General features: G+C 41.5%; 24 protein-coding genes and 1 tRNA gene. 11 read left to right on the forward strand and 14 right to left on the reverse strand.

The annotated features are described in order from the left end of the window. The 6 genes from ACM9H2_RS05710 to ACM9H2_RS05735 all read right to left on the reverse strand — a co-directional run. On the reverse strand, positions 1–1183 hold a 1183-nt coding region (locus tag ACM9H2_RS05710), incomplete at its 3' end, for a 3-isopropylmalate dehydratase large subunit (protein ID WP_415489117.1). Positions 1184–1237: 54 nt separating this feature from the next. Beyond that, entirely contained in the window at positions 1238–2407 is a 1170-nt protein-coding gene (locus ACM9H2_RS05715; protein ID WP_415489119.1) for an MFS transporter, read from the reverse strand. A 43-nt stretch (positions 2408–2450) separates the two neighbouring features. Continuing rightward, positions 2451–2648, reverse strand: coding sequence for a DUF1918 domain-containing protein (locus ACM9H2_RS05720; protein WP_415489121.1), 198 nt, complete (start codon positions 2646–2648; stop codon positions 2451–2453). 49 nt (positions 2649–2697) lie between these two features. After that, positions 2698–3150, reverse strand: coding sequence for an aspartate carbamoyltransferase regulatory subunit (pyrI, locus tag ACM9H2_RS05725; protein ID WP_415489123.1), 453 nt, complete (start codon positions 3148–3150; stop codon positions 2698–2700). Further along, a complete protein-coding gene (pyrB, locus tag ACM9H2_RS05730; protein WP_415489125.1) occupies positions 3147–4052 on the reverse strand; it encodes an aspartate carbamoyltransferase in 906 nt (301 codons plus the stop codon). Before pyrB ends, pyrI begins: the two co-directional genes overlap by 4 nt. 47 nt (positions 4053–4099) lie before the next feature. Then, a complete protein-coding gene (locus ACM9H2_RS05735) occupies positions 4100–4798 on the reverse strand; it encodes an FKBP-type peptidyl-prolyl cis-trans isomerase (protein ID WP_415489127.1) in 699 nt (232 codons plus the stop codon). A 147-nt stretch (positions 4799–4945) separates the two neighbouring features. Between ACM9H2_RS05735 and ACM9H2_RS05740 the strand changes: the two genes are divergently transcribed. From ACM9H2_RS05740 to ACM9H2_RS05755, 4 genes are all read left to right on the forward strand, one after another. Next, on the forward strand, positions 4946–6169 hold the full coding sequence (locus ACM9H2_RS05740; protein WP_415489129.1) for a methionine adenosyltransferase: 1224 nt from the start codon (positions 4946–4948) through the stop codon (positions 6167–6169). A 66-nt stretch (positions 6170–6235) separates the two neighbouring features. Continuing rightward, complete coding sequence (locus tag ACM9H2_RS05745; protein ID WP_415489131.1) at positions 6236–6700, forward strand: DUF5804 family protein; 465 nt, start codon at positions 6236–6238, stop codon at positions 6698–6700. Between the two features lie 52 nt (positions 6701–6752). Next, positions 6753–7175, forward strand: coding sequence for a thioredoxin (locus tag ACM9H2_RS05750; protein ID WP_415489133.1), 423 nt, complete (start codon positions 6753–6755; stop codon positions 7173–7175). A gap of 29 nt (positions 7176–7204) precedes the next feature. Next, a complete protein-coding gene (locus ACM9H2_RS05755; protein ID WP_415489135.1) occupies positions 7205–7726 on the forward strand; it encodes an acyltransferase in 522 nt (173 codons plus the stop codon). On the opposite strand, the gene ACM9H2_RS05760 is transcribed toward ACM9H2_RS05755, so the two are convergent. Both ACM9H2_RS05760 and ACM9H2_RS05765 read right to left on the reverse strand, forming a co-directional pair. After that, entirely contained in the window at positions 7713–8495 is a 783-nt protein-coding gene (locus tag ACM9H2_RS05760) for a mechanosensitive ion channel domain-containing protein (protein ID WP_415489137.1), read from the reverse strand. The genes ACM9H2_RS05755 and ACM9H2_RS05760 overlap by 14 nt on opposite strands. 1 nt (position 8496) lies before the next feature. After that, on the reverse strand, positions 8497–9312 hold the full coding sequence (locus ACM9H2_RS05765) for a diadenylate cyclase domain-containing protein (protein WP_415489139.1): 816 nt from the start codon (positions 9310–9312) through the stop codon (positions 8497–8499). A gap of 107 nt (positions 9313–9419) precedes the next feature. Here ACM9H2_RS05765 and ACM9H2_RS05770 point away from each other — a divergent pair, with 107 nt between their 5' ends. Next, positions 9420–9740 carry a NifU family protein gene (locus ACM9H2_RS05770; RefSeq protein WP_415489141.1) on the forward strand — a complete coding sequence of 107 codons (321 nt, stop codon included), beginning with the start codon at positions 9420–9422 and terminating at the stop codon, positions 9738–9740. 18 nt (positions 9741–9758) lie between these two features. Here the strand turns inward: ACM9H2_RS05770 and ACM9H2_RS05775 are convergent, their stop codons facing one another. The 5 genes from ACM9H2_RS05775 to ACM9H2_RS05795 form a co-directional block, all read right to left on the reverse strand. Continuing rightward, the gene (locus ACM9H2_RS05775; protein ID WP_415489143.1) at positions 9759–12716 is read right to left on the reverse strand and encodes an FAD-binding and (Fe-S)-binding domain-containing protein; all 2958 of its coding nucleotides are present in this window, start codon (positions 12714–12716) and stop codon (positions 9759–9761) included. 49 nt (positions 12717–12765) lie between these two features. Next, positions 12766–12839: transfer RNA gene (locus ACM9H2_RS05780), tRNA-Lys, on the reverse strand. Between the two features lie 90 nt (positions 12840–12929). Continuing rightward, positions 12930–13220 (reverse strand): PRC-barrel domain-containing protein, encoded by a 291-nt coding sequence (locus ACM9H2_RS05785; protein ID WP_415489145.1) that lies wholly within the window; start codon positions 13218–13220, stop codon positions 12930–12932. 53 nt (positions 13221–13273) lie between these two features. Next, positions 13274–13750: a VOC family protein gene (locus ACM9H2_RS05790; RefSeq protein ID WP_415489147.1), complete on the reverse strand. Its 477-nt coding sequence runs from the start codon at positions 13748–13750 to the stop codon at positions 13274–13276. A 71-nt stretch (positions 13751–13821) separates the two neighbouring features. After that, positions 13822–13950 (reverse strand): hypothetical protein, encoded by a 129-nt coding sequence (locus ACM9H2_RS05795; protein WP_415489149.1) that lies wholly within the window; start codon positions 13948–13950, stop codon positions 13822–13824. A 98-nt stretch (positions 13951–14048) separates the two neighbouring features. Between ACM9H2_RS05795 and ACM9H2_RS05800 the strand changes: the two genes are divergently transcribed. Both ACM9H2_RS05800 and ACM9H2_RS05805 read left to right on the forward strand, forming a co-directional pair. Next, a complete protein-coding gene (locus ACM9H2_RS05800) occupies positions 14049–14609 on the forward strand; it encodes a UbiX family flavin prenyltransferase (protein ID WP_415489151.1) in 561 nt (186 codons plus the stop codon). Beyond that, positions 14594–16048 carry an amidase gene (locus tag ACM9H2_RS05805; protein WP_415489153.1) on the forward strand — a complete coding sequence of 485 codons (1455 nt, stop codon included), beginning with the start codon at positions 14594–14596 and terminating at the stop codon, positions 16046–16048. Before ACM9H2_RS05800 ends, ACM9H2_RS05805 begins: the two co-directional genes overlap by 16 nt. Here ACM9H2_RS05805 and ACM9H2_RS05810 read toward each other — a convergent pair. Then, the gene (locus tag ACM9H2_RS05810) at positions 16038–17045 is read right to left on the reverse strand and encodes an LLM class flavin-dependent oxidoreductase (protein WP_415489155.1); all 1008 of its coding nucleotides are present in this window, start codon (positions 17043–17045) and stop codon (positions 16038–16040) included. The two genes, ACM9H2_RS05805 and ACM9H2_RS05810, sit on opposite strands and share 11 nt — an antisense overlap. Before the next feature lie 52 nt (positions 17046–17097). Between ACM9H2_RS05810 and ACM9H2_RS05815 the strand changes: the two genes are divergently transcribed. The 4 genes from ACM9H2_RS05815 to ACM9H2_RS05830 all read left to right on the forward strand — a co-directional run. Then, positions 17098–18564, forward strand: coding sequence for a UbiD family decarboxylase (locus ACM9H2_RS05815; protein ID WP_415489157.1), 1467 nt, complete (start codon positions 17098–17100; stop codon positions 18562–18564). 51 nt (positions 18565–18615) lie between these two features. After that, positions 18616–19473 (forward strand): FAD binding domain-containing protein, encoded by an 858-nt coding sequence (locus ACM9H2_RS05820; protein ID WP_415489159.1) that lies wholly within the window; start codon positions 18616–18618, stop codon positions 19471–19473. Further along, entirely contained in the window at positions 19470–19943 is a 474-nt protein-coding gene (locus ACM9H2_RS05825) for a (2Fe-2S)-binding protein (RefSeq protein ID WP_415489161.1), read from the forward strand. Before ACM9H2_RS05820 ends, ACM9H2_RS05825 begins: the two co-directional genes overlap by 4 nt. Continuing rightward, a partial coding sequence (locus ACM9H2_RS05830) for a xanthine dehydrogenase family protein molybdopterin-binding subunit (protein WP_415489163.1) occupies positions 19944–20662 on the forward strand: 719 nt, incomplete at its 3' end.

Here is a 20662-nt window from a genome sequence, read left to right on the forward strand (position 1 = left end):
CTGATTCATAACTTCCCATTCTACCACGGAAATTTCGATTCATGGCAGCAAGACACACTTCCCCTTCCCCAATAATCCCCATCCCTCTTCCTACACAAGCCCCGCACGTGGAATTCGTCACAACCGCTCCTGCATTTGTAAGAACTTCTATGATTCCTTCTTTTAGGGCTCTAGAGTACACGGCCCTTGAAGCTGGAGTAACAATCAAGCGCGTATTTTTGTTAACTTCATTTCCATTTAAAATCTCTGCCGCCACCTTCAGATCTTCGAATTTCCCATTGGTACATGAACCAATGAACACTTGATCCAATTCAATATTTTCAACCTCACCGACTCCCACTACATTTCCAACCTTGTGGGGGGTGGAAATCTTCGGATCTATTTTGCTCACATCCATTCTATGAACTTGCAGATACTCTGCATCCTCGTCTGCGTACTCCGGTTTGTATGGGATGTCCGTCCGTTTATCAATATATTCTGTGACTTTAGAATCCACTGGCGTAAATCCAAACTTAGCCCCCAACTCAATAGACATATTGGGAAACATGAATCTATCATCCAATTCCATCAAATCGATAGGTCCTCCTGTATACTCTATCGATTTGTATTGCCCAAAGTCGGTTCCAAACTCCCCTGCAATATGGAGAATCAAATCCTTTGCCCCCACCCCTCTCGAAAATTCCCCGTTAAATTCAAATTTAATTGTTTCTGGAACTCTTAACCACGTTTCCCCTGTGGCAAGAACATATGCCATATCCGTATATCCCAAACCCGTCCCAGCTGCCCCAAATGCCCCATGGCTAGTAGTATGCGAATCCGTACCTACTACCAATTCACCCGGGCGAATGTGGCCATATTCTGGAAGTACATTGTGAGATATTCCTGATCCAACATCATAAAAATTTTCAATTCCAACATTTTGTATGAATTTCCTGATGGAAACTTTACTGTCCGCATCCGCAATGTGATGCGATGGGGCTATGTGATCCATTACACACACGATCTTAGATGGGTCCCACACTTCGTTCACCCCCATCTCCTCAAAATATTTGATGATACTAGGAGTACCCATATCATGTGCCATCGCCATATCCACTTCACAAATAATGTGGTCCCCTGGCCAAACCTCGTCTAAATTAGCAGCCCTAGCAAGTATTTTTTCTGCAATTGTATGGCCTTTCACGTACTTTTCTACGCGCTTTCCTATAAAATAAGTTAGTATCTCAACAATTGTGCTTTATTTCTGTAATTTATTCGTGAATGTCATGTATGCGATTATCAAAGCCGACACAGATAGAAATCCAACCAATCCAAGAAATGCAACATCATAACCTGCCTTATCCACAACAAATCCTATATATGCCGGTCCCATCGCACCTATCCCTGTAGCGATGGTCTTTGCCGCTCCTAGGTCTCCCCCTCTGTATTGTTCATCCATCATATCTACCAAAAGAGATTCTATTACTGGAGGTTGGGCTTTGTATCCTATGGAAAATGCCACTACAGCTAGTCCAATATATGTTGGAGATGGGGTGACAACTAGCCATATCATAGCGCCTATCGACAACAACAAACCCCCCAATGCGACCTTTGGCCGTTCAATTCTATCTGAAATTTCTCCCGCAACTGGTTTGGTAATTATTCCCACTATGAATAAAAACGCAAATACTACAGTTGCCAACTCCGGAGAAAATCTCTTTGCTTCTTGTAAATACAACGGCAAAAACGTCAGTACACTTAATGTAGCAACCCAAAGTAATCCATACGATATAATTAACCCAAGAAGTCCTTTCGAATTCCAAATCCTCCTTGCAGTATCGGCAATGTCTAGTGAAACTTTTCCAATTACATATTCTTCTTGAGAGGATTTATGATATGCAATTCCTGTAATTGCCAACCCAATCACTAGCGGCACGAAAGCCCATTGCCATGATATCACTAGATATACTATTACGAGTGCAAGACCCGATCCAATCAATCCTCCCAATTCCGTTCCTATAAATAGAATTCCAAGAGCCCTTCCCCTTCTCTCCCCAAATAATTCTGCCACCCTCGTTCTCGTTGGGATCGAAAAAATAGACCTCCCAAACCCAAGAATTACCACTCCTGCCAAAAACGCCGTATAAATTGGTAAACTACCTATAAATATCAATCCTGCAATGGTCATTCCAATTCCAAAAATGATCAACGTCACTCTTGTTAGTTGATCCGAAAATTTACCACCGGGGTACATCCCGAATGCATATGCTACGTTTAGGACAGTCATTGCAACTCCTGCCTGAAAGACTGTGATGGACAAATCTTCTATTATGTTTGGAAGAATCGGGGGGAACACAAATTGAGTCGCCTGAACTAGCCCCCACCCAATTGTGGATATCAATAGTATCTTATTTCTGTGCTCGATCATTTCTCAAATAAATTCAATAATTTCAGTTATTTCTAACTCTATCTCACTCCTCTGTATCTTCTTCTACCAATAGTTCCAGCGCTCCCTCTCCAATACCGCTCTCCTGTCCATTTTCGAATTTAATAGTATAATTACTAGATCCAAACATGGTTTCCATAACCCCATTTATTGTCCCCGTTTCACCATCATATTTACTGTGTACATCGTGCAAGATCACTTTGTCTCCCTCTTTCAATACCATATCTTTGATATTGTTCTTCCCTACTATTAAGCCATTGTTGTATTTTATTTCACGCGAGATGTTGGGTAACATCTTCAATATGCGCCCCACAATATTCACAACTAATTACTTCGTCTTTTACATCGAATTTAGAATCTATTGGTTCCTTACCATTGGTGATGCAATTTCTATTTGGACAGTTCAATACTCCCACTACATATTCAGGACGCTGGACCCTATGCTTTAACGAAACCTCATACCCTGATATAATATTTATTGTCACGTTCGGAGATATGAGTGATAGGACATCCAATTCATCTTGATTCAATTCTCTATTCTGAACCTTCACAATATCTTTACTACCTACTGTATTGCTGCCAAAATTCATAATAACACTAACTGATTCCCCATCCGATCCCTCAATTCCTAAAAGAGATAACACATTCAGTCCTTGACCCGCTTCTATATGATCAATCACCGTCCCATTTTCAATTTTATTTATATGGAGTTCTTTATCAGTCATGATTTTAACATTAGATCTAATAACGCCATTCTAACCACTACTCCATTGTGCGCTTGCTCAATATATATTGCATGCTCCGTTTTGTCTATTTCTGGTGAAATTTCATCTACCCTGGGGAGTGGGTGCATGATCTTCAAATGTTTCGGGGCATTTTCCAAAGTTTTTTTGTTTATTCTATATTTACCCGAAACCTTCTGATACTCGTCTTCATCTGGGAACCTTTCCCGTTGAATTCGGGTAACATACAATATGTCTAACGTGCCCAAAATTTCATCAAGGTCTGTGTGCTCATATATCTCTGCACCCGATTTTTCCAGATCATATTTAACATTATCTGGCAATTGCAAACCTTCCGGACTGATGAAATTCAATTGGGAATCAAACTTAGTAATCGAATGCGCCAGAGAATGGACGGTTCTTCCATATTTCAAATCCCCCATGACTCCTATATTCAAACCATCTAGCTTTGCAGATTTCCTAATTGTATATAGATCCAACAACGTTTGCGTGGGGTGCTGGCCCGCGCCATCTCCTGCATTAATCAAAGGAACATCTATGAATTCACTAGCCATTCTTGAAGCACCTTCTTTGGGGTGTCGTAGGACTATTGCATCTACATAACCCGCAACCACTCGGATAGTGTCTGCTAGAGTTTCTCCTTTGACCACACTAGAATTCTCCACAGACCCCATGCTGATTGTGTCTCCACCCAACCGTTTAATCGCGGTCTCAAAACTCATTCTTGTACGAGTACTCGGCTCGTAAAATAATAACCCTATTATTTTCCCAGACTGACTTCCATAATACGAAGCAGGATCCTTCTCAATTTCCTCAGCATGATCGAGTACCTCTACGATTTCTTCCCGTGATAACCCCTTTGTAGTGATGAGACACTCGCGCATCTGCTGTTTAGGGAACTCCCCTATATATAAACTTCTCCTATAGTGTCTTATTCTTCTTCGACCGCTACTATTTTCTCAAAAGTTTCCTTAATTATGACTCTCTCAACATCTATTTTCTCAATCAACATATTTGCAATTTGGTTTTTCGTGAACAACCAATTTTGATTAAATGATAACATTGGATCTGATTCCACAACTAGAGTCTTTCCGTGTCCTTTATCTTCTTCAATTTGCACTTCTAACTCTACCCCTACGTATATCTCTATTAGTGACTTCGCCCTTTCTGTAGGGTCTTCAACAATTTTCACTATTGTATATTCATATTCAATGTCTTCCCCTGCAAGAGGATGATTGAAATTAACACGCGCCCGTTTCCCTACTATCGTTTCAATTTGCACTTGATGATTGTCAATAGTTGTTCTAGCCCCTGGATATCGGTCATCTTTAGGGATTTTATCACTGCTCACTGTTTTTACCCATTCCGAATCATATTCTCCAAATGCATCCGCAGTGGGAATTTGTATGGTTTCTCCATCCCCTACTTTCTTTTCCCGTATGGAATCTTCTACAGCTTTAAACGTATGGTTTTCCCCAATTACTATTTTTCGTGGTCCCCACTTTTGTCCCTCTGTGTTCACTTCCTCCTCTTCCGCAACGTCCTCTTTTGTTGTATCGATCAATACTCCACTTTGTTTCGTTCTAGCGGTGAATTCAATCTCCACGATATCTCCATCTCCAATGGTCATAGAATACTCGAGAGCTGTTCTGCACATAAATAAATTGATTTGAAAAGGAACAAGATTCTTTGTTTTATCTGCCCCCTATACCTCTTATTTTCAGTATTTAGCAGTTCCAAAGATACATAAACTATGTACGATCTATCTTTGAATTATATGATGGATCGGAATATACGGGTCAGCTCTTTAAATCATTCTTCAGTAGAGGATGAATCTATAGAAATTGTAGAGAGAAAAGGCCTTGGACATCCCGATTCAATTTGCGATGGAATTGCAGAAGCCGTTTCCCGGAGCCTTTGCCAATTCTATCTACAAGAATTTGGGAAAATACTTCATCACAATACCGATGAAGCACAACTTGTAGCGGGAAATTCAATCAAAAAATTTGGAGGGGGTGAAATTCTCAAACCCATAGAAATCATCGTGGTGGGTCGTGCCACTACCACCTATGATGGCATTTCTATTCCTGTAATCGATATAGCCACAAAAGCCACAAAAAATTATTTACGAGAAACCATTCCTGAATTAAATGTTAAAACCGGGGTCAAACTCAGTGTTAAATTTGGAGAAGGCAGTGGAGCCCTTCAAAATGTCTTTGGATCCCTTGGAAACGTTCCTTTATCTAATGACACTAGCTTTGGTGTTGGCCATGCACCCCTCTCTGAAACCGAAACCATTGTACTAAATGTAGAACGGGAACTCAATACTAATTTCCACACGAAGCAACCCGCAATTGGACCTGACGTCAAAGTGATGGGGTTACGCGAGAATGACAAACTACAATTGACCATAGCAGCACCACTGGTAGATCGATATGTTGACGATATGCATCATTACCAAGATATTCTTCATCAAATTGATGAATGTGCCCATGAATTGGCGCGAAAATACACTGAAAAAGATCTAACAATTTTTGTAAACACTGCCGATATTTATGACGACCCTTCTAATGTAAACAATCTTTATTTGACAGTGACTGGAACTAGTGCCGAGCACGGTGATGATGGCTCTGTAGGGCGTGGAAATCGAGCCAATGGACTTATCACTCCTAATAGACCAATGTCAATGGAAGCAACTTCTGGAAAAAACCCTGTTAACCATGTTGGAAAAATCTACAATCTCTTCTCCAACGATGTTGCAAATAAAATAGTAGACTCATTCCCACCCACTCGAATCAAAGATGTTTCTATTCGTGTATTATCTCAGATAAGTGCCCCTATTGATCAACCCCATGTTGCAGATATTAAAGTAGTAACTGATGATGGGAACTCCCTGAGCGAAGCAGAACAATCTCAAATTTTTGATATAGTGAATGCCAATCTAGACACCATTCACACCATCACTGACCGGGTTGTTTCTGGCGAGTTATATACCTTCTAGCCAACCCCTGCGCCCCATTCTCAAAATGATCTCCTTAAAAACTATCGTGACCACCACTTCCTCATAGTGACGGAAGTACGTCTAATCGGCACAGAACATGTGGATTTATTCAACACCTTGATGGAACACGAGGTGCCTCGAAACGCACTTTCTCCATATTCTCTCACTATCCCCTTTGAAAATTCCATAGACCTCACCACCATTAGTCTTGGAGCCGCTGTTTCTTTGCTTAATGATTTAAATTGGTATCTATCGCGCTATGTGCAAGAAGCACTAGTACTCGAACCTAGTGTCCATAAAAAAGAATGGCTTTCACGACAACTAGCAACTGCCATTCGAAACGAAAAAATTCATCCCCGTAATTCAAAAAAATTTCTCAAAATATATTGTCTTTTATCCTCCTATGAAACTTTAAAACTAACGCGGCCCATCTTAACCACTAGGGGCGAATTACCAACCCTTGATTTTCCCCAACCCGACCCAAATTCTCGGATTATCATTCGATTACTAGAGTCCGAATTTTTAATTTAATTATTCCCTTTAATAAATGTATTAAAGCACTTGAAGACCCCTTCTAATTACAATGGCTCTTGATTCCATGACCCCCAACCCAATTTGGAATGCTTCAGATCATCTGGAAACTGTAACTGTGCTATCAAAACTAGATTCTAATTTCGTGTTTAAAATTTGGTGCGATGATGGCTGTAAAGATTGCAGGGCACAACTACCCAACTTTTCTGCAGCACTATCTGCCGCAAATATCGATCCCAACTGCATAGAACAATATCCTGTAGATCGTTTACCCGGTGGTAAAAAACAAGGCCCATTGGTAGATGAATATAACATCAGTCGCATCCCTACAATCATTTTAGAACAAAAACTAGATACTCCGACTTCTTCTACCTATGAAATAGCCCGGTATGTTGAATTTGCAGAAATACCTGCGGCAGATTACCTCTCTGAGGCACTCTCTAAATATCTAAACCCCACCACACTTAGCGAGTAGGTTAAATTATTTACTTCCCAACTCACATTGTGTCTCCTACAACAGATCAACCTGATACTCCCCGCCACCAGAGACTAACTCGTTTTCCAACCCCTGGGACTCAGAATTCACTTTGGATGTGGACTTCTTTTAGGAATCCACTATCTGTAATGTTCAATTTCGCTATTATTTATTTGGCTAGATATTCTCCCAGTTTGAGAGTAAAAAATTGGCTTTTCCGACTCATAGGTGTGGCCATTGGGGACGGAGTTTCTTGGGGTCTAGAGTCTACCCCTGATGTATTTTGGCCCGAATTAATCTCCATCGGTAGTAATACTATTATTGGCTATGATGCAACAATACTTTGTCACGAATTTCTCCAAGACGAATGCCGTATCGGGGAAGTAACAATTGGGGAACGTACTATGATCGGAGCGGGGTCTGTAATCTTACCTGGAGTTTGCATAGGAGATGACGTCCAAGTGGGTGCCAATTCTGTCGTAACGAAAGATCTCCCCGATGGTTCATTCGCCGCTGGAGTTCCTGCAAAAATACTATCTAATCGCGGTTAATTTTTGTTGACACACCATCTCGGAATACGCGATCATTGGGTATCATGCATTCTTCCTCTCCCGATTCTACCCGTGTTACGAGCATTGTTATCTCTTGAACAACACCTCCGGTATCCCCCACTCTAATTTCATCTCCAATGACATATGGTTGTGTAAGAACTAGGTACAACCCCGCTGCAGTAGATTTTAGCATATCTGAAAATGCCACCGCAGAGAATGCAACAATAGACAGTGCATATGCTCCTAAAAGAACTACAAGGGCATTTGTGGCCACATCTAGCTGACCTAGGACTATCAAAATTGAAATATATATTACACTATATTTTGCGATCTTGGGGATGATTCCAACTTCTGAAACTTTTATACCTCTTAAACTTCTTGCAACCAAAATTTCTGCTTTGTCTCCTAGTACAACCCCTGTCAAAAATATCAATAGAGAACTAAATACGGATGGGAAAATATCGGCAGTAGCCTCTACAAGACTTTGACTATAGTTTACATCTAATATGGTCAATGCAAGCAACACAGTTCCTCCTATGATCAACCACATGCTTATCTTTGAAACCATAACAACAGTAGAGGTTCCCATTTTTCCCATCGTCCTTTCTAGTGAAGTTCCCTCCACCGCTTCTGGAATTCCAATACTTTCAAGAATTTTTTTACTCCTCCGAGCAATGACCTGTGCCACAATGGCACCTACTACTAGCAACAATGAGATTAATACGATTTCCTCTGAAAAAAGTGACAGGATCTGTTCTCCAATTTGCATATCAGTATGCCTCTGGGTCTATCTCTAACACCAATTCCCCACTTTTAAAACATCTAACTAGCCCATCCGATTCTGAAAGAACAACTGAAATCGCACTAGTGTCTTTACTTATCGCTGCTCCTGCCATATGTCTCGTTCCCAAGCCCTTTGGAATGTTTAACCCCTCTGAAGACGCTTCCAAATATCTGTACGCAGATACAATTTTTCCCTCATCTGAAATGACAAAAGCACCATCCAATCGAGAAAACTCCTTTAACATGACATTGACAATCGAATCCCCTACATGAACATGAGATTTCTCAAATGGGTTGTATGACAAAGGACAAGATTTATTCATCACTTTCCCCGCATCCCCTACTGTAAATAATGCCCCCACAGGTTCTCCATTTTGTCCCTTTTTACCTAGTTCAATAACCAATTCCAATACATCTCTAATGACACCAGCATCCGATTTAGAATTCAAGAAAAACGCGTATATCCCCGAATTCAACTGAGACTCTTCTACCCGGACTTTCATTATCGAATCCAACTCATTAGAAAATAACTTAGAAATACAAACCACATCATCTCCATCCGAAATCATCCCATTTCGAATTGCCCCCTCTAGGCCAAAACGAATTTTTTCTTTAATATCTTCGAATTCAAGCGGTAGCTCAATAAAATCTTCTGCACCCCATACATTTTCCCTTCCCACAACTACCACGCCTTCTCCTACACTTTCTACATATTTCTCATATTCTGCGGCAGATGGATAGAACAGAACTAGCACCTGTTCACCCGAAATAAAGTCTTCCACCCTCTCGAGAATTCCTCCCATAATCTATAACACCCCACGATGATCAAAAAGCTTTTTGAAGTAGTAACTATCCCAAAAAGCATTTTAGATAAGAATATGCCCTTTGAACCCAAAGAATAATTGCTAATATGTCTACAGAAGCAGACACCCCTGATGTAAGAAGTAAAATCACTCTATTTCTCACCCGAAACTTTCCTCAAATCGCAATGCACGGTGGGGATGCGGCGATAGAGGATATAAACGAAGATACTGGCGAAGTTTGGATCAGACTTGGGGGAATGTGCAGTGGCTGTGGTATTTCTCCTATGACAATTCAGGCTATTCGTCACCGAATGGTAATGGAAATAGATGAAATCAACGAAGTTTACGCAACTGCAGGAGGGGGATTTGAGTACGATCCATTTGGACCTCAAGGAGAGGAACAAGACTATCCAGAAGTCCCATTCTAATTAGGCATTTTGTGTGACTTAATCCACTAATATTTCTGCGATTTTTTCAATCGGATGCACCGGTTCTTCTGAAAAATAACTTGCCAGCTGGGCCCTGCATGAAGCTCCACCTGCAATTAACGTTCCTTCGGACCCCGATTCTATTTGATCAAATAAAATCTGCCCAATGGACTTACTCATCGAGACGTGCTCTGCCTCATAACCAAAAGATCCTGCCATCCCGCAACAACCCGAATCGATATCATCGACTGTGTATCCCACTTTTCTAAGTATATTCACCGCATGTTTTGATTTGCCCGATGCCTTCTGATGACAATGTCCATGATACACCAAATGATCTCTTGGTTCTTTGCACCGCCTCATATCTCCAAATTTATCTATATATTCACAAATATCATATGTGTTCTCTGAAACTTTTAACACCGACTCCCCTCTAAGCAAATCTAGGTAATCCACCGACACCATCTCTGCTTCAGACGGTTCGACTATGACTATGTCCCACCCTTCCTCTACAAATGGTGCTAATACTTCCACATTTTTCCTAGCTATTTTTCTCGCATTTTCTATGAACCCCTTTGAATATGACGCCCGCCCTGTGTCTGAAATCCCCCTTGCCATCTGCACAGAGGCCCCTGACGCTTCCAAAACTTTGGTAGCAGCCACTCCCGTCTCGGGGTGTGTGTAATTTGTGAATATATCTGGAACTAACAACACTTTTCGAAGACCCCTTTCCGAACTTTTTGACTCCCTCTTCTCAAACCATTTCACAAATGTCTTACGATGGAAAATAGGGAGGTCACGGTCACGTCCAATGCCCATTCCCCTTTCCAATAACATCTTCACTATTTCATTTCGTAAAATCCAATTCGATAATGGGGAAAGTGCACTCCCCACTACCATTAGCATCTCTATATTTGAAAATATTCTATCTCTAAACTTGGTCCCGTATCGATTACGGTACTCATTTGTGATTTCAATTTTTAATTTTGCCATATCCACACCACTAGGGCAGTCTTTTTTACACCCCTTGCACCCAATGCATAAATCCATCACCTCGTGCATAAATTCCGGATCAAACGCACCCCCTTCCAACCCGCCACTCATAGCAAGACGTAGTAGATTTGCTCTTCCTCTAGTCGTGGTACTCTCTTCTTTCGATACCCTATATGTGGGACACATGACCCCTCCTGTCTCAATCTGTCCCCCTCTGCAACCTCCGCACCCATGGCATAAATCCACCATTCCTTGAAATCCATTTACACCCTGCCAATTTAATTTAGGATCAAAACTATTTGCTGGCGTGTATTCTGGAGAAAATCTAAGGTTATCTGTCAGTTTTATGTCTCCACAAACCTGCCCTGGATTTAATATCCACTCTGGATCAAATGCAGTTTTCAAATCCCGGAACATTTCCCAAATTAGATCTCCATATAACTTTTTATTCCATTGAGTCCTGGATCTCCCGTCCCCATGCTCTCCCGAAATTGCCCCTCCGAATTCAATTACCAAATCCGTAGCCAACTCTGCAATCGTATTCATCATTTTGACCCCATTCTCAGTTTTAGTATTTATTAGCGGACGGACGTGCAAAACCCCCGGACCAGCATGGGCATAAAAACTAGCATAAGTCTCCTGATCATCTAGTATTTTTTGAAACCGTTCGACATATTCTGGCAAATGCTTTGCTGGTATTGCCAAGTCTTCTACAAATGCTATGTGCTTTTCATCGCTCGTACGAGACAGCAAAATGGGTAGTCCCGCCTTTCGCATTTTCCAAAATTTTATCTGTTCATGTTCGTCACGAGCCACCACCGAATACTTTGCTCTTTTTTGAATTCCACCTTCCTTTTCTTCCACCGAAACAATTTCTTTAATCAATGCGTTTACTTTTTCTTTCCCTTCTTTCTTCGAATTGACATAAAATTCAACTAAAAGTATGGATTCCATTTTTTCTGGAATGGACTCTGTTATATTTTTAAATTCCATGGTGTCTCTTGCCAAATCTATTAGTATCTTATCCATTACTTCAATTGCAGAAGGCCCATGTTCTAAAATCAAAGAGACATCCTCCATGGATGTTTTCAAATTTTCATATGCAAACAGAATTACTTCCTTACGCTTTGGTATCTCAACCAATGATATCTCTACCTCTGTTACAATGGCCAGAGTCCCCTCACTACCGCAGATCAGATGGGACATATTCACTTCTCCCCCAAGAGACTCTTCACATATTCGTTTTAGATTATAACCCGATACATTTCTGTTAAGATCTGGATATTTCTTTTCGATCTCCTCTTTCTCTTCTAGTACTTTGTATACTTTCGAATACACATCTTGTATAATTCCCTCGCCCTCTGTGGCCTCTTCAAGATCTTTAATTGGGACTTTGCCAAATTTGTGTATTGTGCCGTCTGAAAGTACAACTTCACACGATTTAATATATGCATCAGTCTTCTCGTAAATTAATGAATGTGATCCTGTCGAATTATTTCCAATAGCACCGCCTATTGCACTTTTATCCGCCCATGCGGGATCTGGGGCAAATTTTAATCCATGTGGTTTCAATTTCGCATTTATCGTTCCTAAATATGCACCAGGTTGAACTCGCATCGTCTTATTTGGGGCATCTATTTCTATGATATCACTCATATATCTTGTAAAATCAAGAACAACTGCTTCATTTACAGCCTGTCCTGCAAGAGATGTGCCACCCCCTCTAGGAAGAACCGGTATCGATTTCTCTGAACAATGGGTCATTACTGCAGCAACATCCTTAGTAGACTTTGGAAATACAACCCCAATTGGAGTGACTTCGTATATGCTAGCATCGGTTGCATACAGGTGACGTGTGTATGTATCGAACCTAACTTCTCCTTCAATTAATTCTTCAAGCTCTTCAACAAGATCCGATCTATGAATGTCCCCTCCTGTGTAGTCATAATTCGCTCTATGATCTTTAGAAGGGTCCACTGCCATGGGTTATTTTCCATTCCCAAGGCTATATTTCCATCTCTTCACTTCTCAACGGGCCGAGAGGGAGTTGAACCCCCGACCTACGGATTAAGAGTCCGTCGCTCTGCCTGACTAAGCTACCGGCCCTAAACTGTGTAACATAGACACAATGAAATACTTTTTCAAACTATCTCATAATGCGTCACGGGAAAACTATTCCTTCCCTTTCAAAATTTCTTATCCAGTAGCTGTCTCGTCCGATTCTTTAACAGCAACTCTCTCGACAATATCATTGACGAGGACAATATCTCCTACTGATCTAACCCACCGATATGGGACTAAAATCCCCTTCCCGTTTAGATCCCATCCTTTGAACAATTCCAAATTAACACTAGAAACAGCTAATCCTGTGATGGATTCATTATCTATGCTTATCTGTACATCATCTACCTCTCCTACAAAAATACCATTTTTTGAATAAACTTCACGACCGATGAGCTTGTTAATTTCTTGAGTCGCTGACTCCATGGTGGATTAAATGCTCGGGGGAAACTTGAATGTTTTGAGTCCTGTAACAGCGATCAAACCTTGGAATTAGTCCCACTTTCGAGATATTGAACTAACTCTACAACATACCCATCTGGATCTTCAATAAACGCAGCTCTAACTCCCGTTTCATCATTTTGAAAAGGTTCGATTACAACCTTGCATCCTGTTTTTTTCACCATTTCTTCAACCATTTCATTTACATTTTGCACTGATAGTGCCAGGTGATCCATGCCCACTTTATATTCGTTAGCCAACCGCAAACATTTTTGTCCCATCTCCCTTCTCATCCCTATACCCATCTTTTCAGACTCAGGTGAACTATACGGCCTGGATTTAAATTGAATCTCTGCACCCCCTTCCTCCCCTGCAATATAAAAATTTTCTACCCCGTCTCCACCCACAAAGCCCCAGGTGTGACTCAATCCCAAACCTTCTATGTAAAATGCTTTTGTATCTTCTATATCTGACACCCAAATGCATGTGTGTATAACCTTTTTTACTCTTGACATCACCCTACGATTCTCTTAACTAAACAAAGATATGTCGCTTCATCCATTTTCTATTCTATTTTCTTTCCAAATTACATAGAACACCGAGGACCACAATATTGTTCATGGTCCTCAGCCTGGAATTTGTCCTCAAAATGCTCCCCACATGTTTCACACAAATGCACAGTCTGTCCATCTTTTTTTGTTATTTCTATAGGCATACCTGCCTCTACTGTCTCTTTTCATGTAAAACCTTCTCTTATCTTCTAAACTATCCAAATCGAATCTCTCATAACTCTTGCGCATCTATCTATACCCTATGACCGAACGTTTTATTCTTGGAATGACCGGTGCCACTGGCCAACTATACGGTATCCGAACGCTGGAACTACTCTCAAACACTGATGTAGAGGTCCATTTAGTTCTCTCTGAAGCATCCAAAATAAATATCCAACAAGAAGCTAATTACTCTTTAAGCGAGGTTACTGGTCTCGCAGACGAAGTCCACGATAACCGAAATATAGGGGCAACTATAGCTAGTGGATCTTTCCATACTAATGGCATGCTCGTAACTCCCTGTTCGATGAAAACTCTCTCCAATATAGCCAACGGAAACTCTTCAAATTTAATCACTAGAGCATCCGACGTAATACTCAAAGAACGTCGAAGATTGGTTCTTATGCCTCGTGAAAAACCCCTTAATCGAATCCACCTAAAAAATATGCTTTCCGTAACTGAAGCGGGTGGAATCATCTATCCTCCTTTCCCCTCCTTTTATCAGAAACCAAAAAACATCGACGAAATGATAACTCGAACTATGGCAAGGGCACTTGCCTACTTTGATATATCCATTTCATTCGATGAATGGGCCGGATTGTAACTCAAATGACACCCGGACCTCTGTCTCCGAACTATTTCCTTTCTATTTCCGAAAAATTTGGATTTTCCATTGATAAAAACGAGCGAGATGCCCTCAAGCCCATAGTGAATCAGTTATTATCTTCGTTTAAAAACCTGGATCCAATTCCTTCTTCTCAACACACAGGCAAATCTTCCCCACCCGCGCCACTCGACGATCCTTATAATGCTTTCATAACCCAATTTGACCCAAGTATTGGATATGCTCCCACCTCTGCCGTTTCTGGCATCTTGGATGGGATTCGAGTAGCAGTAAAAGATAATGTTGCAATAAAAGGGTACCCCATGACTGCAGGCTCTGCCATACTTTCAAATTGCACACCCTCTCAAAACGCGATCTTGGTTGAAAAATTACTAACTGCAGGATCTACGATCGTAGGCAAAACTAATATGGACGAATTCGCCTTTGGACCCACCGGCGAAACTAGTTACTTTGGCTCTACATTGAATCCAATAAATCCAAATTACACTCCTGGTGGTTCTTCCAGTGGTTCAGGCGCTTCTATAGCTGCAAATCTCGCAGACGTTGCTATTGGAACTGACACCGGAGGCAGTGTTAGAATTCCTGCTAGTTTTTGTGGGGTCCTCGGGTTAAAACCCACGCAAGGGGCAATCTCTACAACTGGCGTAGTCAAACTTTCCCACAGTCTAGATACTGTGGGTCTACTTGGTTCCAATCTTAATATTCTCCGAAAAACTCTAGGTATCATCTCCGAAGAACAAATCTCTGCATCCTCTCGATCTCAAATTAATTTGGCAACATTGAATATTGGCCTGCCAGATCCTCTATATCAAACCCCCGTAATGCCTGAAGTTTCCAAACTAGTTCTTTCTATAACCGATGGCCTGAGTGAAATTGGAGCGCATGTTGCTAGTGTAGATTTCCCAAAATCAGAATCCTCTTCCCCTATTTGGAGGGCAATTGCCATGGGAGAAATCTACCAATATTTTTTCCAAGAAATCCTTTCCGAACCTTCTACTTCTTCTTTATTATCCGGCGCGTCACTCGATAAATTAGATCTCCTCTCTCCTTCATTAAAACAATATCTTCTCGCTGGGTCTCAAATAATGTCCTATCAAAATGGCGCTGTGTACGCCGAAGCATTAGTACAAAGAAATCAAATACGAGACACCGTCAATAACCTCTTTGATCATTTTGACATTCTAATCAGTCCCACAACCCCTACAACAGCATTCGAATTTGGCACTTTTTCACGGAGCACTTCGCCACCCATTAACCACAATACTCACCCTTTCAATCTATCTGGCCATCCTGCAATTAGCATTCCCTGTGGATTTGAAAACGGGCTCCCAATAGGACTCCAAGTTGTTGGAAAGTATGGAGATGAGTATCTATTGTTAGACATTGCAGAGGTACTTCTCAATTATCTCAAAAACTAGGCAATACTGTTTCAGAAAAAATTTCCAAATTACGAATCAACTCATCCACATCATTTGCAGCAAACATAATTGCAGGAAAATGGGTCACTCCCACTTCCTGATATTGATCAATCTTCTCAATAATTTCCGCCGAATCTCCTACTAATGTTACATCCAATAGTGCATCAAATTCTTGGTCTTTTAATGTAGACTGTATCAACGATCTCATATGCTCAAATACCTGGGATGATTCAAAATTCTTCTTCGCAGTATCTGAGCTTTTATCGATACAACAAACCAGTTGAGGGGCAACATCAATTTCTTTTGGATTTCGGCCAACTTCCCCACAGAATTCCTTTATCTGCCCACTTCTCTCTTTAATTTCATTTGGGGTCAATGCAAAGGGTAGCCATCCATGTCCCCATTTAGCAGCCCGCCATATGGCCTTTGGATGATTCCCTCCCACATATACTGGCAACGGGCTCTGAATTGGTCTAGGGTGCAAGTCTATCTCTTCAAATTCGACGTGTTTCCCACTATATGATGTTGGACCTTCTAACAGTTTACTTAATGCTTCCATTGATTCATCCATGATCTCGCCTCTACTAGCCTCTTCATTGGGCCTAATTGATTCAAACTCTTCTCTATAGGCACCGATTCCCACTCCAAATAATAATCTCCCCTTCGATAATACGTCTAATGTCGCGGCTTGTTTAGCAACCCAAACCGTATCTCTAAATGGTAACACGGTAACTGCAGTGTTCAATCGAATTTCCTCTGTTTTTCCAGCTATGTATGCAAAAGTTCCAAACGACTCATAAAACCTTGGAAGGATCTCCCATGATCTTTTAACATATTCTTGTGCTACAATATGGTCATTTCCACCCACTGAATCAAATTCCAACCTTTCAGCTTCACATGCTATTTTAACCAATCCTTCAGGATCGCAAAACGGGACTGGGTACATCATGCCTTCCATCCCCGTTGGAAAACCAACTCCAAATTTAGTTTGATTCATAATAATACGTCCACCGCTACTCATATAAGTGTCGTCAAACTATCTATATCCTATGCCTCGCGACCTAAGAGATTTTATAAATAATCTTTCTGAAAATGCACCATCTGAAATAGTCGAAATTGATAAAGAGGTAGATCCCACTTGGGAAGTCACCTCTATCGCCCGAAAACTTCAGTCAGAGGGCCAATTTCCCTTGCTACTTTTCAACAATGTTCTTGGAAGCTCTCATAAGTTAGTCACTAATGTACATGCAACCCGAACCAAGCTAGCATATGGTCTAGAATCACCAGAGGTTGCTCCTCGAAACCTTTTACAAAGATATATGGAATTAACCGGAAAACCCGCAAAACCCATTATAGTAGACAATAAAGATGCACCAGTCAAACAGAATATCAAAACGGGAAAAGACGTAGACTTAACCGAATTACCTCTAGTCCAACACAATGAACTTGACAACGGACTCTACATAGATGCAGGAATCTTGTGGGTCTTCGATAAAGAAACACAGACATATAATGCTGGAATTTATCGACACCAATTACACGAACCAAATCTTTTAGGAGTTTATGCTGGTGCAGGTCAACACCTTGCACATCTAATGCGAAGTGCAGAGCGCGAAAATACCCCTCTAGAAGTTGCCATCACTGTTGGAACTCATCCTTATTTAACCATAGGATCTACAACTAGAATCGACCGAGAAGCAGATGAACTAGAGGCGATAAGTGGATTGATAAACGAAGCCGTTGGATCTCCTATGCAAACTGTCCAATGCGAGACTATCGATCTACAAATTCCCGCCAATTCTGAATTTGTAATTGAAGGAAAAATTCTTCCAAACGTGCTTAGAACCGAAGGCCCATTCGGCGAGTATCCTTGGACCTATGGCCCTAGTAGAACCAACCGTGTCATCGAAGTAACTGCAATTTGTCACCGGGATGACCCCATTCACGAGACCATTTTCGCGGCCCATCCTGACCACAATCTTTGCGGTGTCCTCGGTGTCGAACGGCAATTATACGAACGAGTGAATCGAGTTTCCCGCGTCCGAGAAGTACGAATGCCCATGCATGGGTGTTGTAGATTTACTGGTTTTGTCTCTATCAATAAAGAAGTCGACGGTGAGGGAAAATATGCAGTTCTTGCAGCTTTGGCAGCTGACCACTTCTTAAAGAACGTCGTCGTCGTCGATGAAGATATAGATGTATTTGATGACAACGAAGTTTTATGGGCACTTTGGTCTCGTACTCACATGGACCGGGATGCTGTTATCATTCCTCATTCCTTTGCAGATCCCCTAGTTCCGTCCACTTATACTGCAGACCAGCTAGAAACAAGAAGGACCGATTGGGATGAACAAATAGTAGATCAAGCCTATCTACCAAATCCCGATACACTCGATACCAAATTTGGTGTTAATGCCACTAAACCCATTACCACTCAGTGGCCAAAACGCCCAGAACCTCCCGAAGTATGGAAAGATTTGGACCTCTCCGAATACATCGATGGATGGGCTAATTAGAAATCAAGCTTCCTAAAGCTTATTATCTTTACAAAAAGTATCCTATATAATATGACCTCTGAGACAACGTATCACCGTCCAGATTCCCTCGATCAAGCATGTAACTTATTATTGGAAAACCCCGAAGCAATCTTGTTATCTGGATGTCAGTCACTAGGACTTCTCTCCAAAGAAGGTATAGTTTCTTTAGACACTATCATTGACCTAAACCGAATTTCAGAACTACGTGAAATTTCATATAATGAGGGATCTCTCCACATAGGCGCCCTCACCACTCATCGAGACATTGAAACATCACAAACGATCCAAACAAATCTCCCTATTCTTTCTACAGCAGCAAAACAAATAGCAGACGTACAAATCCGAAATGCGGGCACCATCGGAGGTGCATGTGCCTATGCCGATCCAACTGCAGACTATCCCCCTGTGTTAATGGCAACCAACGCCACAGTCCATTCTGTATCTGCAACAGATTCCTTCGAATATACGACCCGTGATGGTTTTTTTGTCGACTACTACCAAAGTGCAATTGGACCTGAAGAAATAATCACCTCCCTCAATATCCCCATCTCTAAAAATGCTGGTTATGGATTTGAAAAATTAGCATACAGAAAGAACGACCGTGCAATTGTCAACGTGGCCGCTATTCTAGAAACTAAAAATGGAAAATGCACAAGATCTGACATATGTGTAGCTGGAGTGTGGGACACCCCGCTAATCGCCAATGAAGCGATGGAATTCTTACTCGGGACTCAACTGACCGATGATGATCTATCCCAAGCAAGCACGATAGTACAAGATGAAATTCTTGTTTGCGATGACCCTTTGATCTCCGTTGAGTATAGATCTGCAATGGTCGGAGTCCTTAGTAAAAAGGCTCTTATAATGGCCAGGGAGGATTTACCATGATTCTAAACTTCAAAGTAAACGACACAACACACGAAATCAACATCGACCCCTCAATGCCTCTAGCAGACGTTTTACATGATACATTGGGCTATAAAAGCGTCAAACAATCGTGTTCAACTGGAATTTGCGGCGCGTGCACAATCAGAATCGACGGAGAGGCCAGAAAATCGTGTCTCCACATGGCCGGGCAGGTAGCAGATTCTGACATTTCAACCGTAGAGGGACTTTCTAAAAATGGCTTATTGTCTCCTCTCCAAGAGGCATTCATTGAGAATTTCTCTTTCCAATGTGGATTCTGTACTCCCGGATTCCTTATGTCCACTGCTGCTCTTTTAGATGAGAACTCAAATCCGTCCGACGAAGAAGTCCGGGATTCATTACATGGAAATATCTGCCGTTGTACAGGATATCTAGCAATTCTCGATGGGGTCAAAGATGCAGCGAAAAGGATGAACGAAGGGAGTAGTTAAATGAGCGAAAATACGACAGAAGGCACTCCTCGCGCACATGGCATTGGCCAAAGCATCCTCCGAGAAGACGGGCCAGTAAAAGTCACTGGAAAGGCTGAATTTACATACGATGTTGATTTTCCAAACATGCTTCATGCACGTTTTGTAAAAAGCCCTCATGCCCATGCAAATATCATTGAAATTGATACAAGTAAGGCAAAGGAAATTCCGGGTGTTCATGCAGTACTGACTCAAGCAGATTTCCCGGATGTCAAATTTGGAGACGGTGTCCACGACCAAACGTGTCTTGCCGAGGACCGAGTGCTGTTTGAAGGACAGTTTGTTGCCGTTGTTGCAGCAGAAACAAAGAAGTTAGCAGAACAGGCAGCAAATGCAGTTCGGGTAAAATACGAACGCCTACAACCCATCGTCGACGGGGATGAAGCATTTAGAAAAGATCCGCCCGTAGTTGTTCATCCTGATTTACACAACTATGAGGTGGCAGAAGTCCTTCCGCCCACATTCATTAAAGACCGTCCAAACGTGTACCAACATTATGTGGTCCGACATGGGGATACAGAAGTGGGGTTCGAACAGGCAGATTATGTCTATGAGGATGAATACAAAACTGCTCCGTTACAACACGCCCCAATGGAGCCACATTTGGTTGTTGCAAAACCTGAAGGAAATGGAAATCTCACACTCTGGTCTTCGTGCCAGGCACTTCATAAAATTCGATA

Origin of the sequence: Candidatus Hikarchaeum yamanae, from assembly GCF_009889665.1 — an archaeon.
Lineage (GTDB): Archaea > Halobacteriota > Halobacteria > Halobacteriales > Hikarchaeaceae > Hikarchaeum > Hikarchaeum yamanae.

What these genes read in the sequence shown, in the direction of transcription:
- ACM9H2_RS05815 (WP_415489157.1), top strand. Translation starts at nt 17,098, where the DNA reads ATGCCTCGCGACCTAAGAGATTTTATAAATAATCTTTCTGAAAATGCA.
- ACM9H2_RS05800 (WP_415489151.1), top strand. Translation starts at nt 14,049, where the DNA reads ATGACCGAACGTTTTATTCTTGGAATGACCGGTGCCACTGGCCAACTA.
- ACM9H2_RS05820 (WP_415489159.1), top strand. Translation starts at nt 18,616, where the DNA reads ATGACCTCTGAGACAACGTATCACCGTCCAGATTCCCTCGATCAAGCA.
- ACM9H2_RS05825 (WP_415489161.1), top strand. Translation starts at nt 19,470, where the DNA reads ATGATTCTAAACTTCAAAGTAAACGACACAACACACGAAATCAACATC.
- ACM9H2_RS05810 (WP_415489155.1), bottom strand. Translation starts at nt 17,045, where the DNA reads ATGAATCAAACTAAATTTGGAGTTGGTTTTCCAACGGGGATGGAAGGC.
- ACM9H2_RS05775 (WP_415489143.1), bottom strand. Translation starts at nt 12,716, where the DNA reads ATGGCAGTGGACCCTTCTAAAGATCATAGAGCGAATTATGACTACACA.
- ACM9H2_RS05750 (WP_415489133.1), top strand. Translation starts at nt 6,753, where the DNA reads ATGGCTCTTGATTCCATGACCCCCAACCCAATTTGGAATGCTTCAGAT.
- ACM9H2_RS05715 (WP_415489119.1), bottom strand. Translation starts at nt 2,407, where the DNA reads ATGATCGAGCACAGAAATAAGATACTATTGATATCCACAATTGGGTGG.
- ACM9H2_RS05760 (WP_415489137.1), bottom strand. Translation starts at nt 8,495, where the DNA reads ATGCAAATTGGAGAACAGATCCTGTCACTTTTTTCAGAGGAAATCGTA.
- ACM9H2_RS05785 (WP_415489145.1), bottom strand. Translation starts at nt 13,220, where the DNA reads ATGGAGTCAGCGACTCAAGAAATTAACAAGCTCATCGGTCGTGAAGTT.
- ACM9H2_RS05720 (WP_415489121.1), bottom strand. Translation starts at nt 2,648, where the DNA reads ATGGTATTGAAAGAGGGAGACAAAGTGATCTTGCACGATGTACACAGT.
- pyrB (WP_415489125.1), bottom strand. Translation starts at nt 4,052, where the DNA reads ATGCGCGAGTGTCTCATCACTACAAAGGGGTTATCACGGGAAGAAATC.
- ACM9H2_RS05770 (WP_415489141.1), top strand. Translation starts at nt 9,420, where the DNA reads ATGTCTACAGAAGCAGACACCCCTGATGTAAGAAGTAAAATCACTCTA.
- pyrI (WP_415489123.1), bottom strand. Translation starts at nt 3,150, where the DNA reads ATGACTGATAAAGAACTCCATATAAATAAAATTGAAAATGGGACGGTG.
- ACM9H2_RS05765 (WP_415489139.1), bottom strand. Translation starts at nt 9,312, where the DNA reads ATGGGAGGAATTCTCGAGAGGGTGGAAGACTTTATTTCGGGTGAACAG.
- ACM9H2_RS05795 (WP_415489149.1), bottom strand. Translation starts at nt 13,950, where the DNA reads ATGCCTATAGAAATAACAAAAAAAGATGGACAGACTGTGCATTTGTGT.
- ACM9H2_RS05805 (WP_415489153.1), top strand. Translation starts at nt 14,594, where the DNA reads ATGGGCCGGATTGTAACTCAAATGACACCCGGACCTCTGTCTCCGAAC.
- ACM9H2_RS05740 (WP_415489129.1), top strand. Translation starts at nt 4,946, where the DNA reads ATGATGGATCGGAATATACGGGTCAGCTCTTTAAATCATTCTTCAGTA.
- ACM9H2_RS05790 (WP_415489147.1), bottom strand. Translation starts at nt 13,750, where the DNA reads ATGTCAAGAGTAAAAAAGGTTATACACACATGCATTTGGGTGTCAGAT.
- ACM9H2_RS05735 (WP_415489127.1), bottom strand. Translation starts at nt 4,798, where the DNA reads ATGACCATTGGAGATGGAGATATCGTGGAGATTGAATTCACCGCTAGA.